The organism is Eggerthia catenaformis OT 569 = DSM 20559 (genome assembly GCF_000340375.1).
Lineage (GTDB): Bacteria > Bacillota_I > Bacilli_A > Erysipelotrichales > Coprobacillaceae > Eggerthia > Eggerthia catenaformis.
The window spans coordinates 1-16,846 of the sequence record NZ_KB446648.1; the positions used below are offsets into that span (position 1 = coordinate 1).

Genomic DNA, 16,846 nt, shown 5'->3' on the forward strand with positions numbered 1-16,846 from the left:
AAGGTAAATGACAGGGAGTATAACAAAAACAACTTCCTTATCCACGACTATTTCTTTGCTAAGTCCATTGATAAGGTTCGTAACGGCGGCATTATCGCCTTTATCACATCAAGTGGAACAATGGATAAAAAAGATGAAAGCGTAAGAAGGTATCTTGCAGCAAGAGCCGAGTTTTTAGGGGCAATCAGACTTCCGAACGACACCTTTAAGGGTGTGGCCGGAACAGAAGTAACTTCAGATATTATCTTCCTAAAGAAAAGGGACAGTATCAGAGAAAGGGATGAGGACTGGATTCACCTTGCTGAAGATGAAAAGGGGTTTGTATATAATAAATACTTTGTCGATCATCCTGAACAGGTACTCGGCACAATGCGTGAAGTTTCAGGAAGATTTGGAAACACACTTGCGTGCCTGCCGAAAGAAAATGCCGACTTAAAAGAGCTTCTGACAAAAGCAAGTGAAGAAATATCCAAAGGATCAACTTATGAAGAAATAGAGCTTTTAGATGATGAAATTACTTCAGTTCCTGCAACGGATGATGTCAAAAACTTTTCCTATACCGTTATTGATGGTGAAGTCTATTACAGAGAAAACTCACTTTTCGTAAAGAAAGAAGTAACGGAGAAAAATAAGGAAAAGATTAAGGACTATCTTGAACTGAATACTGCCCTTAAAGATGTTATCTACAAGCAGAAAGAGGACTATTCCGATGATGAGGTAAAGAAAGCTCAAGAAAAGCTCAATGAAGTCTATGACAACTTTTCAAAGAAGCATGGCTTTATAAATAATTTAAGCAATACCAGAGCCTTAAAAGAGGATAGCAATTTCCCACTTGTTTCCTCCATAGAAATCCTTGATGAAGAAGAAAATTTTAAGGCAAAGGGCGATATTTTCAGTAAGAGAACCATCACAAAGGCAAAGATAATCGACCATGTAGATACTTCTCTTGAAGCTCTTGTGCTATCTATGTCTGAAAAAGGTTATGTGGACTTTGACTATATGGGAAGTCTTACAGGAAAAGACAGACCAACGTTGATAGAAGAATTAAGGGGAGAAATCTACTTAAATATTAGAGAAGAACAAAACTTTTATAGACCGTTATCCTTTAACCTCGAAGATGGGGATTTACCTTTTGCCTGTGCAAATGGCAGCAATTCATATAAATATGGTTATGTAACAAAAGACGAGTACCTATCAGGAAATATCAGAGATAAGATTGCGATTGTTGACAGTTATCTATCAAAAATTAGACAAACAGAAAGAGAACTACCTCATCTTGGATATGCGGAAGATGGCAAAGAAAAAGAACTGATAAGCTATGAGATGAACCGATTGGAATACCAAAAGGCAGAGCTTACCAAAGTTTTACCAAAGGAGCTTGAAGCAAGTGAGATAAATGTTCGTCTTGGAGCAACTTGGATACCGATAAAAGATATTGAAAAGTTTATCTTTGAAACACTGAAAACTCCGGGCTGGGCAAGATGGGATATTAAGGTTAAATTTTCAAATCTCACAAGCGAATGGAATATTGAGGGAAAAAGCAAGGACAGAGGAAATGACCTTGCTGAAATGACCTACGGTACATCAAGGGTAAATGCCTATAAGCTGATTGAAGATGCCCTAAATTTAAAAGAAACAAAGGTATTTGACCAGATTGTAAATTCGGACGGCTCAAAAACTTCTGTGCTAAATAAAAAAGAAACGCTTCTTGCAGGACAGAAGCAGGAGCTTCTAAAAGAAGAATTTAAGAATTGGATATTTAGTGATCAGGAAAGAAGAAACAGGCTTGTAAAGCTATATAATGAGCGTTTTAACTCCATCCGTAACAGAGAATATGACGGAAGTAACCTTTCTTTTGAGGGAATGACCACAGAAATTGATTTAAGATCTCATCAAAGAAATGCTATTGCAAGAAGTCTGTACGGAGGAAATACGCTGCTTGCCCATGTAGTGGGAAGTGGTAAGACTTTTGAAATGGTAGCTTCCGCAATGGAAAGTAAAAGACTTGGAATGTGCAGTAAATCTCTTTTTGTCGTTCCGAATCACTTGACAGGGCAAATCGGCAGAGAGTTTATGCAGCTATATCCGTCAGCTAATATTATGGTGGCAGATAAGAAAGATTTTGAGCCGAAAAACAGAAAAAGATTTATCGGTAAAATTGCCACAGGAGAGTATGATGCCGTTGTCATCGGGCATACGCAGTTTGAAAAAATTCCTATGAGTAAGGAATATCAGGAGAAACATATTCAGGATCAGATTGATGAAATCATTAACTATGTGGAGGAATATAAGCATGATAGAAATCAGAACTTTACAGTAAAACAGCTTGAAAAGACCAAGAAGAAACTTGAAACAAGACTTGAAAAATTAAATGATGATTTTAAGAAAGATGATGTTATTACCTTTGAAGAACTCGGCGTAGATAAGCTATTTATCGACGAAGCACACAATTACAAAAATCTCTATCTCTACACAAAAATGAGGAATGTAGCAGGTATCGGTCAAAGTGAAGCATTTAAGTCCTCCGATATGTTTATGAAGTGTAGATATATGGATGAAATGACAAATGGTAAAGGGATAGTTTTTGCTACAGGAACGCCTGTAAGTAACTCTATGACAGAGCTTTATACCATGCAGCGTTATCTTCAGTATGAAAACCTAAAGAAAAATCACTTGGAGCATTTTGACTCTTGGGCTTCTACTTTTGGAGAAACGCAGTCTGCTTTTGAGCTTTCTCCGGAGGGAACGGGGTATAGAGTTAAGACAAGATTTTCAAAGTTTTATAATCTGCCTGAGCTAATGAGTATGTTTAAAGAAGTGGCTGACATTCAAACAGCGGATATGCTCAATCTTCCAACACCTGAAGCACACTATGAAGTTATTAAGACTTTGCCAAGTGAAGAACAAAAGGAAATCCTAAAGAGCCTATCTGAAAGAGCTGATGATGTCAGAAACAAAGCGGTAGAGCCTGATGAGGATAATATGCTGAAAATCACCAATGACGGTAAGAAACTTGCCTTAGACCAGCGTTTAATCAATCCTCTACTACCCGATAATCCTGACAGCAAGGTCAATGTCTGCGTGAAAAATGTGTTTGCCATTTGGGATAAGACTAAAGATGATAGGTCAACACAGCTTCTATTTTCCGATATGTCCACACCGAAAGGCGATGGAGAGTTTAATATCTATGATGATATTAGAGAAAAACTTGTTGCAATGGGAATTCCGAAACAAGAAATAGCCTTTATTCACGAAGCGAACTCAGACAAGCAGAAAGATGAACTCTTTGCAAAAGTGCGTAAGGGAGAAATTCGTATCCTCATGGGATCAACACAAAAAATGGGCGCAGGTACGAATGTGCAAAACAAGCTAATTGCACTTCATGATTTGGACGTGCCTTGGCGTCCTGCTGATTTAGAGCAGAGAGCAGGAAGAATTGTAAGACAGGGAAATGAAAATAAAGAGGTTAATATCTATCGTTATGTAACGGAGAATACCTTTGATGCGTACCTTTGGCAGACCATAGAAAATAAGCAGAAATTCATTTCACAGATTATGACTTCAAAAACTCCCGTTCGTGTTGCGGAAGATGTGGACGAAAGCTCCCTTAACTACGCTGAGATAAAGGCTCTTGCAACAGGTGATCCAAAAATCAAGGAAAAGATGGATCTGGATAATGAAGTTACAAAACTTAAAATGCTGGAAGCAAACTTCAAGTCCAATCGTTACAGGTTAGAGGATAAGGTCGCAAAAAACTATCCGGAAGAAATCGCAAGGACGGAAAAACTCATTGAAGCTGTAAAGAAAGATATGGCAAATGTAGAACCTAAAGCAGAGGGTGAGGAAAAGTTTACTTCGATTACCATAAAAGACGAGAGAATATTTGATAAAAAGATTGCAGGAGAAAAGCTACTTGAAGCTATCAAGACCGTAAAAATCAATGAAAGTAAGATGATAGGCAAGTATAGAAATATGGATTTAGAGGTCAGTTATAACTTCTTTACCAATGAGCATAATTTCAGCTTAAATGGTGCTGCAAAGCATTCAGGAGAGCTTGGCACAAGTGCAGACGGTAATATCATAAGACTGGATAATGCCATTGAGAAAATGCCTGAGAAATTAAATAGACTTGAAGAAAAACTTATCAGCACAAAGGAACAACTGGAAAATGCCAAAGAAGAATTAAAAAAGCCTTTTGAAAAAGCCGATGAGCTGAAAGGTAAGGTATTAAGACTTGCAGAACTGAATAAGCTCCTTGATATGGGAGAAGTGGAAGAAAAGAGAAATGATAATCCGCTTATAGAAGATATAAAAAGAGCAATCATTGACTTCTGTAATAGAGAGTACGAAGAAAATCATAGCTATGATGAATTTAATACCTTGTACCCTGATTTGAAGCATATAGGCATCGCCTATACCAATACACCCGATGAAAGGCATGGTATTCAGTATGAACTGAATTTAGAGGATAAGACATGGACTCAGTATATTGATGACACGCCAATCAAAACAGAGAGCTTTGATTACGAAAATAAGAGAGAAAAAGAAGCTCTAAAGAATATGAAAAATGAAATAGAAATGTCCTCTTTTAGTGATTTAGTTTATGTTGATTCCGAAGATTTAAGAGCAGCAATGGGACTCGATATTGATGATGAAGGAAACTTCTATGATCCACTTGCAAAAGACCTCGATAATGACGGTATTCCGGATAGATATGATAATGACTTTAAGGACAGTGATTATTTTGAGTCAACCTATGATGTGGAGGACAATTTTCATATCAAAGAAGAAAACACACAAAAATCAGAGGATAAGCCGTCTATTTTAGATCAGATAAGAGCCTATCAAAATGAAAGTAAAACAGAAGAAAAGCAAAAAACAAAAGAACAGGAAATTTTAAGATAAGGGGAGGGCAATCTCCCTTTTGCCATGAAAGGAGATAAAAACATGGATTACAAAGCAATGAGAAATCAAATAGAAGATATGGTAAATGATAACCACAAGGACTTTGTAAAGGCGATTATAAGCATGGAAAAAGGCATCAATGATGAAAGTGCTTTGGACAAGCTATATGACGCTTATATGGACAATGACACCGTTAATTTGCTACATGAGGAATTTGACTATATGATTGAAGAATTAAGAGAACAGGGGCAGATAAAAGACCTGCCTTATGTACAGACAGAAAAAGATAACCTTGTCAATATCGTTGGAAATATTGTAGGAAAGGTCGATATAGTTGAAAGGGAGAATAAGAACGGAGAAACCTTTAAGGTGGCGAATTTCTCCGTTGTTTCAAAAAATGATGAAGGAGATAAAGTATATCATAATTGCTCTGCATACGGAGAAAAGAGTGATATTCCAAAGGACTTTAAGCAGGGAGATTTTGTTAAGCTTTTTGGACAAATCAGAACTTCTGTTGATGACAACGGTAAAGAACATACCAACATCAGGGTACTTTCTTCAAAACTGTTAAAGGCAAAAGAACAGATGAAAGGGCAAGAAGAAAAGAAAGAGTCTGTACTTGGAGCTATCAAAAAATATCAGGCTGAAGATAAGGAAAAGCCTAAAGAAAAGAAAGAAACATCAAAAGAAGCTGAGAGATAAACTTATGGTCGGTGTGGTCTTGGGACTGCACCGACTCTTTTTTATTTGCGAAAAAAGGAGATAAAGATTATCTCTCCATCTCCTTATCCATATAAATTCCGTAATTTTTTCGTATCTTATAAAGCTCGTCCATAGTGGATTTTGAGGAAGAATACTCTTGCATAAGGCTATTCTTTTTTTCTTGTAATTTATCAAACTCAGCTAAAATATCCTTTGAATTTGGGAGCTTGGAATAAGATTTTTTAAGCTCTGAGAGAGCATTTTCATATAGGGTAATCTGAGCTTTATATTCTTCAAAAAATGCCTTGTCAGACGGATTAGCAGTATATTCCTTGTAGCACGCTCTGTATTTTTTAACGGTATGAACTTGCTCCATAGTGGTGGAAAGCTTCTGCATTTCCTTATCAATAGCCTTGATTTTCTCTTGTATATTTTGCCTTTCATCTGCTGCTTTTTGAATATACTCGTCAAGCTGTTTAACGGATTTAATGCCATGTTCTCTGATATAAATAACAGACTCAGCCATTGTATGAAGGTTATGTTTGGTTGCCCAATATTCGTAGCCTTTGCTTTCCTTTACCTTTGCATTGGAGTTCATGTCAATAACATTGCCGATGCGTTTTTTGACGGCGGGAGTCTTGATAAACTCTCTTTTTGCAATTCGTTCTTTTAATCTTTCTTCGGTATAATCTTCTCCGATTGTTTTAGTCCTTGTAAATCTTGCCTTATTTTTTGGCTTAAAAGCAATGTGCTTACCGTATTTGATTTCATAGCCAAGATCAGCCATCTTCTTTAAAAATTCTTCCCAATCCTTAGACTGTTTTATCAAACGATCAATGTCAAATTGAAGTTTACTTTTCCAAGAAGTACCTTTCTTAGATTGCTCATTTTCATACCATGACTTACCCTTTGTTTTGTACTTTCTCTTATAGCTCTCGTAGAACTCATCAATCACAGATAGGTTGTTTTCTTTGCATAGCTTGTCGCTCTGATAACGGATTTGATGATAGCTTTTCTTATTAGACTGGTAGCATCTACCCGTTACCATATTTACATTGTTGAATATGATGTGATTATGAATATGTCCTTTGTCTATGTGAGTAGATAAGACAAATTCATACTCATTTTTTAATATCTTTTTACACAGCTCCATGCCAATCTGGTGTGCTATTTCAGGCGTAGTTTCTCCCGGTAAAAAGGATTGAATAAGATGCCTTGCAAGAACATTTCCCTTTGTTCCTGCATCATTTCGTGTCCTTAAAAATTGTGTATGGGCAGTTTCCTGATGGCATTTATGAGTGCTGACTAAAATCTGCTCATCTGTTTTATCTCCATTTACAATGTAGTCGATAGCAAGATTAAGAGTCGATTTTATTGGGTGTATTTTTGTAATAGCCATTATTATTCACCTTCCGTTTCAGATGTTCTCTTCAGAAGTAGTGAATGAATTTGCCACAGCTCTTTTGAGAAATGTTCAATCTCTTTTTTTATATCACCTATGTCCTCTTTGTAGATTACACCTGTCGAATTTACTCGCTTTGCAATCTGATTGATGTTGTTTGTGGCATTAGAAAGTAAGCCTTGTAAATCTCTGAAAGGCTCTAAATCCACTTGATAAATTTCCTTTTCCAAAACGCATTTGCGGATGAAATGGCTCATGTTTCTACACTTCGCAAGTCTTTTTTTCTCTTCAAAAAGAGCCTTTTCTTCTTCAGTTAGTTTAATTTCAAGTCTTTCGTTTCTTATTCTATTTGCCATAGTTAGTTCCTCCTTTGAATGTATTTCGGGGTCTTAGGGTTCTCCCTAACAAGCTAAAAATTGATAAAAAAAGAAGCAGATCCCCAAGGGCTGCTTCGTCAATTTTCCGTAAGTGTCCGTACACTTACTGTGCTTGCTCATATACTAATAGTATAAGAACAGCGTTAAGCAAGTTTTGAATTTGTAACTATATTATAACAAATAATCGTGGGCTATTCTATATAAAGATTGCCAAAATACAGATAATGATTGAGGTTACAGAACTGTTAATATCATAAATGGTTTTTAGAAGTTGAAATTGTAGAACTAATGCTGTGAAAATTAGAATTATCTTTTCTATATTCACGTGGCGTGCATCCCACATGTTGTTTGAAAATATAGGTAAAACTGCTTTGATGAGAATAGCCTACGGTTGTAGCAATCTGTTGAATAGATAAATCATTTTCTAATAATAATCTTTTTGCTTTATCTATCCTGTAGTTCATAATAAATTCTACAATGGTGCATCCATATATAGAATGAAACATTTCCGACAGTTTAGATTTGCTCATATTGCACATGCGTGCATACATTTGAATGTTCGTTGGATTGGAAAAGTTTTGTTCTAAATAGTGACCAAGACGATGAAGTGCTTCTGAATCTTCTTTGTCTATAACATTGTGAACAGCATTGCTTTTCCAAGATAAAAATGCTGCGATTATTTCTAATATTTTAGCCTCATAGAATAATTCCGAGATTTCTGATGTTGGTGTGTATGTGGCAATATCATCAAGTATTGTTGAGATTTTTGGTATAAATAGGTCTGTACCAATTCGAGGGACTATTTCTGAAAGTGAAGAAAAGTCTTGATGAAATATTTTTGGAAGGTATTCTTCGTAATATTCAGGGAAAATTGAAACTCCAACACTGTCTAACCAAATCCCAGCAGGAATTGTATATTCATGCTCGCCATTATCAAGGTAATAACCAATAAGTTGATTTTTTTGATTACAAGAATTTTTTTTTATTGCTCTTGCAACATAAAATGAACTTTGGGAAAGTACCAACATTTTAGGGTGATAATATCTGTAATGCATTTCATTATAAAAACAAAGATGGTAAATATTTATAGAACAAAATGCATTTACAGGGTATGTCCATAGATATCCTTCGCCAGTACTATCTTTTGGCACCATGGTAAAACCACCACTGGGTTTGATACCAGATTTATCAGGATTTAGATTTAGTTGAGAAAATAAACCGGAATAAAATTTATCAGCATACATTTGCGGCGCTCCTTTTTATAAAATGTCCAAAATTTTTAGTATAATGTCCAAACAAAATTTGGAGATATTGCAAAGGATAACTTTGAATATTATACTAAATATATTAGTTAGCTAGGTCTAACTTTTTGTATATATTATATGCTGAACCACAAGGAAAATCAAGTAAAATGAGTTTATAAATTAATAATATGTATTGGATAAAATACTAAATGATGTTTCTTGAGTATCAAGCGTAAATATAAAAAATTAAGGAGGATGTATTACATGACAGATAAGAAAGGTTCGAATCCAAACAGATTAAATGGTAAAGATTTAATCAATGCTGGGATTTTTTCAGCGATTTATGTGGTTATTATTATTGCAGTCGCATGCACTTTGGGACTGATTCCAATTGGTTTTTTACTTCTCACTTTTGTTGTCCCATTTATAGAAGGTATTCCAATGATGCTTTATTTTACAAAAATAAGAAAATTTGGAATGCTAATGATTTTGCAGACTGTAATTGGAATAGCCATGATTTTAACGGGAATGGGATATGATCTCTTGATTTGGGCAATCATAACAGGAGCTATTGGGGAACTTATTTTAAAAGTTTCTAAATATCAAAAGAGTATGGGTTGCGTTCTTGCGTATGCAGTATCGAGTATATGTATTGCAGGAAATTATGTACATTGGCTCACAGCGAGTCAGGAATGGTTAAAGAATAAGGCAGCTAGCTATGGAGAAACATTTATGTATTCTGTTTATGGATGGTTTCATAGTAACTGGTGGTTATTCCCTCTTTTAATTGTCTCATGCTTTGTTGGTGGTTTTCTTGGCGGGCTGATTGGTCGTAAAGTTTTGAGGAAACATTTTGAAAGAAGTGGGTTGATATAATGATTTCTGAATTATATCAGAAAAATGCGACAGCAGATAAACTATATCTTGATCCACGTACAAAGATATTAATGTGCCTTCTTGTATCAACTACTTTGCTTAGTGGCTCCCCCATTGGCTATTTAAAAATTTTTCACACAATACTTTCTCTTTTGCCATTTGTTTTTTTGGTTGTTTTAAAGAAGTTACGGGCAGTAGTATATTTTTTTGTTTTGTACCTTTTTGCACTATTTGTTCCCAACCTTCTTGCACCGTATTTACCAACTTGGTTTAATATCTTATTTACGGGGATAATTGCATTTTCCGTAGAAATTATTCCGGGATATATGATGGCATATTTTATGTTTTCTACAACGTCTGTAGGGGAGTTTATTGCAGCTATGGATAGAATGCACGTTACGAAAAAACTAACAGTTCCTATTTCAGTAACATTTCGCTTTTTTCCTACTATTAGAGAAGAATATATCAATGTGCGAGATGCTATGAAATTGCGAGGGATAGATTCTTTTCGCAATCCTCTTATGATGTTAGAGTTTAGGATGGTTCCATTTTTAACAAGTATCGTATCTATAGGAAATGATTTGGCTGCCTCTGCACTTACAAGGGGACTTGCAGCACCTAATGAAAGAACCAATGTAAGTAATATTGGGTTTAAGTGGAGAGATTATCTTGTTTTCGGCAGTTTGATTATCTTTTATACTCTTTATTTTATTGTGATGTATAAACAAAAGGTGGCTATATGATTAAATTCAAAAATGCAAGTTTTTTATATAAAAATGGGCAGAGAGATGCTGGTATGCGGGATGTGAGTTTAAATATTCCAGAAGGTCAAGTTGTCGTGCTTTGTGGTGAATCTGGTTGTGGGAAAACAACTCTTACAAGAATGATAAATGGTCTAGTTCCGCATTTTTATGAAGGGGAAATGTCAGGTGAAGTTTTTGTTTGTGGAAACAATGTAGCTGAATGTGAACTGTATCAGTTAGCGTATTATGTAGGATCAGTATTTCAGAATCCCAAAGCCCAGTTTTATACAGTTAAAACAGATACAGAAGTAGTATTCACATGTGAAAATCTTGGAATGGAAAAACAACTTATTTTTGAACGTTTTGAAAATATTGTTGAAGCTCTTGATATTACTACATTGTTAGGGAAAAGTCTTTTTTCTCTATCTGGAGGGGAAAAACAGAGGGTTGCTTGTGCCTCCGCTACAGCACCTAATCCTCCAATAGTCGTTATGGACGAGCCTACTTCCAATTTAGACACACATATTATCGCACAGTTGCGAAAGATTATTAAAAAATGGAAGCAGGATAGAAAAACGGTGATAATTGCGGAACATCGTTTGGAATGGCTGATGGATTTGGCTGATCGTGTAATATATATAAAAAATGGACGAATTATAAATGATTACACAATAGAACAATTTAAGAAAATCAGTAAAGAACAATTAAAAATTATGGGGCTTAGAAGTAAGCCTGAATTTCAAAAAGAGAATAGAGAAACGGATAATGCTGGAAAAATAGAGTTCGTTGATTTTAGTTATACTTACAAAGGAGAAGATAAACCTGCATTTTCTATTCCTTATATAAACCTTCCGGAAAAGTCTATTATCGGCATTGTTGGAAACAATGGAGCAGGTAAATCTACTTTCGGACGTGCTTTCTGTGGTTTGGAAAAGAGGTCGAAAGGGGATATCTTTCTAAATGGAGAAAGTTTTAAAAGAAAAAATCGAATCGAAAGTACTTATATTGTTATGCAGGATGTAAATCAGCAGCTTTTTACCGAAAGTGTATTTGAAGAAGTCAGATTATCTATGGAGAGGTTAGGATTGTCCCATGAAGAACAGGAGAAAAAAACAAATATAATTCTGAAAGAGTTAGGGCTGGAAGAATTTAAAGACTCTCATCCCATGTCTTTGTCTGGAGGGCAAAAACAACGTGTTGCAATGGCTAGTGCGCTTGCATCTGATAAAAGATTTCTCATATATGATGAACCGACTAGTGGACTTGATTATATTCATATGATTGAGGTGGCAGATGCTATAAAGCGTATGAAGGCGGCGGGACGAACGCAATTTGTGATTACGCATGATTCGGAGCTTGTTTCAAGATGCTGTGATTATATTCTATTTCTTGAATGTGGAGAAGTAAAATGTATTGGAAATATAGATGATATGGCAATACAGGAGACACTTCAAGAATTTTGGAATCAGGTTTACATGTAGATGAAATGATGGATTAAGCTTTAGCTTCTTTTTTAAAATAATGGACAAAATAAATCAGCAACTTTATTGTTTGTTTTGATTTTGCTTATGCAAGAGGTACTAAGATGCCTCTTGCAAAAAAATAACATAATTGATAGTACTATTATCAATGTACAAGGGGGAATTTTATGGCGAACCAAGATATTAGCATTACTCCTAGATTGTTGGAAAATGCAAAAAAAGAATTTAAACGGAATGGGTTTGAAAAATCCTCTTTAAATGTAATTTGTAAAAATGCAGGCATAACTACTGGAGCGTTATACAAGAGATTTAGTACTAAAGAAGATTTATTTAATAGCTTAGTTGAAAAACCTGCAAATAGACTCAAAGAATTTCTTGACAAAGAACATAGCGCTTACAAAAAATTACCCAAAGAAGAACAAATAAATTGTGTCTTTAGAAATTGGGAGAATGAAGATGGATTCATTGGATTAATATATGAATACAAGGAAGATTTTTTAATGATTTTGAATTTATCAGGTGGAACAAAATATGAGTTCTATTTTGATGAGATTTCTAAAATAATTACGGATGCAACAATGCAATTTATTAGAACTAACAATAAAAGTGATGTAGATGAATTTATTTTGTATGAACTTGTTCATATATTAGTCAGTTCATATATAAAGGGAATTTTAGTACCTCTTTCCCAAAATATGAATTTAAATGAAGCTAATATTTACATTCAACACGTTAAAAAATTTTTCTATGCTGGATGGAAAGATTTGCTGAGAATATAAGATTTGGAGAAGAAAAATGTTTAAATTATACAAAAAATTATTTAAGTATGTTCCTGAAAGAAAAACATTCGCATATGGTTCAATGCTATTAGCTGCTATTTCCACAATATGTTTAATGGCTTCTTACTGGTATTTGTGGGATTTGTTTTGCGAATTATTAGTTACCAAAGATTATAGTGCGGCTCTAAAAGATAGTAAATTGATTGTAATCTATATGGTATCGTATGGAGTTATTTACTTTGTGGCATTGATGGTATCACATATGCTTGGTTTTAGATTAGAAACAAATATCAGAAAAACTGGGTTAAAAAATCTAATCAATGCTTCTTTTGCTTTCTTTGATACGAATCCGTCAGGGAAAGTAAGAAAGATTATTGACGATAATGCTGGAGAAACACATTCTACAGTGGCACATTTGATTCCTGATAATGTTGTTGCAGGAATGTTGCCAATTTTAATGTTTATTATGACCTTTGCTGTTGATTATAGACTTGGTATTTTGTTGGCTATAACAATTGTAGTAGGTATTTTTCAATACAAATCAATGTATGGTGGAGAAGAATTTATGATGGCATATTCTAATTCTCTGGAGAAAATGAGTTCAGAGATAATTGAATATGTTAGAGGAATGCAAGTATTGAAGATTTTTGGGATAACCGTTCGTTCCTATAAAAGTTTATTGGATGCAATTCTCCAATACTCAAAAAACACTTATGAATATTCCTTAAGTTGCAGAAAGCCGTATGTGTCATTTCAAACGTTATTTAATACCTATTATTTGATATGTATTCCTTGCAGTATGTATTTTATAACAAAAGGAGAACAAGCTGGGATGATTCTTGCAAAAGTAATCTTCTTTACTTGTTTTTCTGGGGTTATATTTTCATCATTTATGAAAGTTATGTTTGCTTCACAAAATAACTTTAATGCCGGACAGGTAATAGATCGTTTAGAGAATTTGATAGATGGAATGAAGAATGAAAAATTAGAACATGGTGAAAGAAAAGAATTTAAACATTATGATATTGAGTTTGATAGGGTTTTCTTTAAATATGATGAAAAATATATTATAGAAAATTTGAGCTTTAAGTTAGATGAGGGAAAAACTTTTGCTTTAGTTGGACCATCTGGGTCAGGGAAGTCAACGATAGCGAAATTGATATCAGGTTTTTATTCTTTAAATAGTGGCAGTATAAAAATTGGTGGTTATGATATACGAGAATATAGCGAGGAAACATTACTTCAAAATATTTCATTTGTATTTCAAAACTCAAAATTATTTAAAACCTCTATTTATGAAAATGTAAAAATGGGTGACCAAAATGCGACAAGAGAAGAAATTATGAATGCTCTGCATTTGGCAAAGTGCGAAAGTATTTTGGCAAAATTTCCTGAAAAGGAGAATACCATTATAGGCTCAAAGGGAGTGCATTTATCAGGTGGTGAAGTACAAAGGGTTGCCATTGCAAGAGCTATTTTGAAAAAATCTAAGATTATTATACTCGATGAAGCTTCAGCTGCCGCAGATCCCGAAAACGAGTATGAACTTCAACAAGCTTTTTCAAATTTAATGAAAGGGAAAACAACCATTATGATTGCTCACAGATTATCTTCAATTAGAAATGTTGATGAGATATTGTTCATTGAAAATGGCAAAGTTATTGAGCGAGGTAATGATACAAATCTAATGAATTTAAATGGAAGATATAGAGAACTTCAAAACTTGTATGAAAAAGCAAATGATTGGAGGGTAATGTAATGAGAAAATATTTACAAAAGAAATTTCAATTAACTGAAGCCGGAGCAAAAGGTCTGGAAAAATCCGTATGGTCTTCATTTGCATATTATGCTATTTATATGCTTCCAATGATTTTAATGATGTTTTTTGTGCAATCTATTTTAGAAAATAAAGGGCATGGACTTGAAACTTATGTTTTAGGAATTGGGATAATCATAATACTTGTTTATGTGGCAACAAATATGAATTATAAAACCACATACAACGAAACTTATAAAGAATCTGCCAATTTAAGAATCGAAATAGCGGATATACTAAAAAAATTGCCATTAGATTATTTTTCAAAACATGATATCTCTGATCTTTCACAGACAGTTATGGCAGATGTTGCGGCAATTGAACATGCTTTAGCTCACGCAATAGGTCATACAATTGGCTATGTTTACTTTTTCATTGTGATAGGCGTGATGATGTTAATAGGAGATTTTAAACTTGGAATTTGTGTGTTACTTCCACTGATTATTTCAGCAGGTATTTTATATTTATCAAAAAAAAGCCAAATAAAGGTGAGAGGAAATCATTACGAAAAATTAAGAGGGATTTCAGAAGAATTTCAATCATCAATTGAAATGAGTCAAGAAATAAAGAGTTATGGATTAAAGGAAAATACAATAGAAAACATTTCTAAAAAACTTGAAGAATCTGAAAAAATTCAAATGAGTGCAGAAATTGTTCAAGCTTTCCCAGTAAGCTTGGCTGGATGGATCACAAAGTTATCTATAGGTATTACAAGCGTTGTTGGACTCCATATGTTTATAAGTAATGAGGTGCCTTTGTTATATTTAGTTGGATATATTATTGCAGCAACTAAAATCTCTGAAGGTTTAGAAGGTATTTATATGTATCTTGGAGAAATTTTTTATCTTGATGCAAGAATTAATAGAATTAAAGAGTTAAGAAATACTAAAGTCCAAATTGGAAATAATGTAGATTTTGATAATTATGATATTAGTTTTCAAAATGTGGATTTCTCATATTCAGGGAAAAATAAGAAAGTTATCAATAATGTTACTTTTACAGCAAAACAGAACCAAATTACTGCACTTATTGGACCATCAGGTTGTGGAAAATCAACATTATTAAAATTGATGTCAAGACTTTACGATTATGATAGCGGTCGGATTTTAATTGGGGGTCATGATATTAAAACAGTAGATACTGAGTGCTTATTTAAAAAAATTTCAGTCGTATTTCAAGATGTTGTGCTGTTTAACACTTCTATTATGGAAAATATACGCATAGGAAATACGAATGCAACGGACGATGAAGTAAGAGAAGTAGCAAAAATTGCTGGTTGTCAAGAAATTACAGACAGGCTTCCTGAGGGCATACAAACAATTGTGGGAGAAAATGGGGCAAAATTATCAGGAGGTGAAAGACAGAGAATTTCAATTGCAAGAGCCATTTTGAAAGATGCACCAATTATTCTTCTTGACGAAATTGCAGCTTCATTGGATGTAGAAAATGAAGCAAAAATTCAAGAAGGATTAAATAAACTTATAAAGAATAAAACGGTTGTCATTATTTCACATAGATTAAAATCTATTCAAAATGTAAACCAGATAATTTTGCTTGATGAGGGCAAAGTTGTGTCAAATGGTACACATGATGAAATTTATAATGAATCACAGTTATATAGAAATATGATTGAAAAATCTGATTTGACTGAAATGTATTCGTATTAGGAGAAATAGTTAAATATGAAAGAACAATTAATAGCAAAAGACCGATAGATTTATTCTTTCAGTTATCTATTCCGGCAGTAATAACAATGATAGTTATTGGTCTTTATCCACTTATTTATGGAGTGCTTATGATGCTTATATTTATCTATAATGAACGGAGGGAAAGGGAGATGAACAAGTGTATAAGTTACCTTGTAGAATTGAAATGGAATAAAAATACTCCTTTTTTCTATAATCCTTGTAGTTGTCTGTGCTTACGCATACTCTCTTAAACAATTAAATACATTTCAAAAAAGAACGAGTTGTGTTCGTTTTAGAGGACTTCTTATGCCCGGATGTAGAAGTCCTCCTTTTTTTGTCTGAAAAACAGTCAGTCAAAAGAAACGGAGGACTTCGAAATGAAAAAAGAATTTTATCTATATGTAAACGGACAAAAGGTAAAAGTCAGTGAGGAGATATACAAAGTCTACTGGCGGGAAAGAGAACATGAAAAGTATTTAGAGCAGGTGGACAGAAAAAACCACTTGCTCTTTTTTTCGTCCTTGGATCAGGATGGACATTTTGCAGAGAACATCATTGATGAAAGTGTTGATGTCGAAAAGATTGCCGAAACACAGATGATGATTGAAGCAGTCAGAAATGCCATATCAAGGTTAAATGCAGAAGAAAGGGACATTATAGAGCGTTTGTACTTTCAGGACGAAACCGTTCGTTCGGTAGCAAAGCTAAAAAGTATCACACACCCGGCTTTGATTAAGAAAAGAAATAAAATCTTAGAGAAGCTGAAGAAATTTATCGAAGAAATTTAGAATTTCGGTAACCAAAGGGGTCAAATTTTCCTTATATAAAGTGAA

12 protein-coding genes are annotated in these 16,846 nt (G+C 34.0%); 9 read left to right on the forward strand and 3 right to left on the reverse strand.

Annotation, left to right across the window (positions count from 1 at the left end; translation table 11 throughout):
• Together HMPREF9943_RS04835 and HMPREF9943_RS04840 are read left to right on the forward strand one after the other, a co-directional pair.
• Positions 1-4,905: helicase-related protein (locus tag HMPREF9943_RS04835; protein WP_004802602.1), on the forward strand; the 4,905-nt coding region annotated here is incomplete at its 5' end.
• A gap of 24 nt (positions 4,906-4,929) precedes the next feature.
• A complete protein-coding gene (locus tag HMPREF9943_RS04840; RefSeq protein ID WP_004832508.1) occupies positions 4,930-5,607 on the forward strand; it encodes a hypothetical protein in 678 nt (225 codons plus the stop codon).
• A gap of 67 nt (positions 5,608-5,674) precedes the next feature.
• Here HMPREF9943_RS04840 and HMPREF9943_RS04845 read toward each other — a convergent pair whose 3' ends face one another.
• The 3 genes from HMPREF9943_RS04845 to HMPREF9943_RS04855 all read right to left on the reverse strand — a co-directional run bounded on the left by HMPREF9943_RS04845 (position 5,675) and on the right by HMPREF9943_RS04855 (position 8,630).
• Positions 5,675-7,006, reverse strand: a complete 1,332-nt coding sequence (locus tag HMPREF9943_RS04845) for a relaxase/mobilization nuclease domain-containing protein (protein WP_004802606.1) — start codon at positions 7,004-7,006, stop codon at positions 5,675-5,677.
• A gap of 2 nt (positions 7,007-7,008) precedes the next feature.
• On the reverse strand, positions 7,009-7,365 hold the full coding sequence (locus HMPREF9943_RS04850) for a plasmid mobilization protein (RefSeq protein ID WP_000013381.1): 357 nt from the start codon (positions 7,363-7,365) through the stop codon (positions 7,009-7,011).
• A gap of 272 nt (positions 7,366-7,637) precedes the next feature.
• On the reverse strand, positions 7,638-8,630 hold the full coding sequence (locus HMPREF9943_RS04855) for a helix-turn-helix domain-containing protein (RefSeq protein ID WP_004802614.1): 993 nt from the start codon (positions 8,628-8,630) through the stop codon (positions 7,638-7,640).
• Between the two features lie 264 nt (positions 8,631-8,894).
• Between HMPREF9943_RS04855 and HMPREF9943_RS04860 the strand changes: the two genes are divergently transcribed.
• The 7 genes from HMPREF9943_RS04860 (at position 8,895) to HMPREF9943_RS04890 (ending at position 16,801) form a co-directional block, all read left to right on the forward strand.
• Complete coding sequence (locus tag HMPREF9943_RS04860; RefSeq protein WP_004802615.1) at positions 8,895-9,506, forward strand: MptD family putative ECF transporter S component; 612 nt, start codon at positions 8,895-8,897, stop codon at positions 9,504-9,506.
• The gene (locus HMPREF9943_RS04865) at positions 9,506-10,249 is read left to right on the forward strand and encodes an energy-coupling factor transporter transmembrane component T (RefSeq protein WP_004802617.1); all 744 of its coding nucleotides are present in this window, start codon (positions 9,506-9,508) and stop codon (positions 10,247-10,249) included. Before HMPREF9943_RS04860 ends, HMPREF9943_RS04865 begins: the two co-directional genes overlap by 1 nt.
• Positions 10,246-11,730 carry an ABC transporter ATP-binding protein gene (locus HMPREF9943_RS04870; protein WP_004802618.1) on the forward strand — a complete coding sequence of 495 codons (1,485 nt, stop codon included), beginning with the start codon at positions 10,246-10,248 and terminating at the stop codon, positions 11,728-11,730. The genes HMPREF9943_RS04865 and HMPREF9943_RS04870 overlap by 4 nt, the downstream gene beginning before the upstream one ends.
• A 167-nt stretch (positions 11,731-11,897) precedes the next feature.
• Positions 11,898-12,509, forward strand: coding sequence for a TetR/AcrR family transcriptional regulator (locus tag HMPREF9943_RS04875; RefSeq protein WP_004802621.1), 612 nt, complete (start codon positions 11,898-11,900; stop codon positions 12,507-12,509).
• 16 nt (positions 12,510-12,525) lie between these two features.
• Positions 12,526-14,268, forward strand: a complete 1,743-nt coding sequence (locus HMPREF9943_RS04880) for an ABC transporter ATP-binding protein (protein WP_004802624.1) — start codon at positions 12,526-12,528, stop codon at positions 14,266-14,268.
• Positions 14,268-15,992: an ABC transporter ATP-binding protein gene (locus HMPREF9943_RS04885; protein WP_004802625.1), complete on the forward strand. Its 1,725-nt coding sequence runs from the start codon at positions 14,268-14,270 to the stop codon at positions 15,990-15,992. The genes HMPREF9943_RS04880 and HMPREF9943_RS04885 overlap by 1 nt, the downstream gene beginning before the upstream one ends.
• 398 nt (positions 15,993-16,390) lie before the next feature.
• Positions 16,391-16,801 (forward strand): sigma-70 RNA polymerase sigma factor region 4 domain-containing protein, encoded by a 411-nt coding sequence (locus HMPREF9943_RS04890; RefSeq protein ID WP_004802627.1) that lies wholly within the window; start codon positions 16,391-16,393, stop codon positions 16,799-16,801.
• The last annotated feature ends 45 nt before the right edge of the window (positions 16,802-16,846 follow it).

Excerpts from the sequence above, each read along its gene's own strand:
- HMPREF9943_RS04890 (WP_004802627.1), top strand. The coding sequence starts at position 16,391 with ATGAAAAAAGAATTTTATCTATATGTAAACGGACAAAAGGTAAAAGTC.
- HMPREF9943_RS04840 (WP_004832508.1), top strand. The coding sequence starts at position 4,930 with ATGAAAGGAGATAAAAACATGGATTACAAAGCAATGAGAAATCAAATA.
- HMPREF9943_RS04860 (WP_004802615.1), top strand. The coding sequence starts at position 8,895 with ATGACAGATAAGAAAGGTTCGAATCCAAACAGATTAAATGGTAAAGAT.
- HMPREF9943_RS04855 (WP_004802614.1), bottom strand. The coding sequence starts at position 8,630 with ATGTATGCTGATAAATTTTATTCCGGTTTATTTTCTCAACTAAATCTA.
- HMPREF9943_RS04870 (WP_004802618.1), top strand. The coding sequence starts at position 10,246 with ATGATTAAATTCAAAAATGCAAGTTTTTTATATAAAAATGGGCAGAGA.
- HMPREF9943_RS04850 (WP_000013381.1), bottom strand. The coding sequence starts at position 7,365 with ATGGCAAATAGAATAAGAAACGAAAGACTTGAAATTAAACTAACTGAA.
- HMPREF9943_RS04880 (WP_004802624.1), top strand. The coding sequence starts at position 12,526 with ATGTTTAAATTATACAAAAAATTATTTAAGTATGTTCCTGAAAGAAAA.
- HMPREF9943_RS04875 (WP_004802621.1), top strand. The coding sequence starts at position 11,898 with ATGGCGAACCAAGATATTAGCATTACTCCTAGATTGTTGGAAAATGCA.
- HMPREF9943_RS04885 (WP_004802625.1), top strand. The coding sequence starts at position 14,268 with ATGAGAAAATATTTACAAAAGAAATTTCAATTAACTGAAGCCGGAGCA.
- HMPREF9943_RS04865 (WP_004802617.1), top strand. The coding sequence starts at position 9,506 with ATGATTTCTGAATTATATCAGAAAAATGCGACAGCAGATAAACTATAT.
- HMPREF9943_RS04845 (WP_004802606.1), bottom strand. The coding sequence starts at position 7,006 with ATGGCTATTACAAAAATACACCCAATAAAATCGACTCTTAATCTTGCT.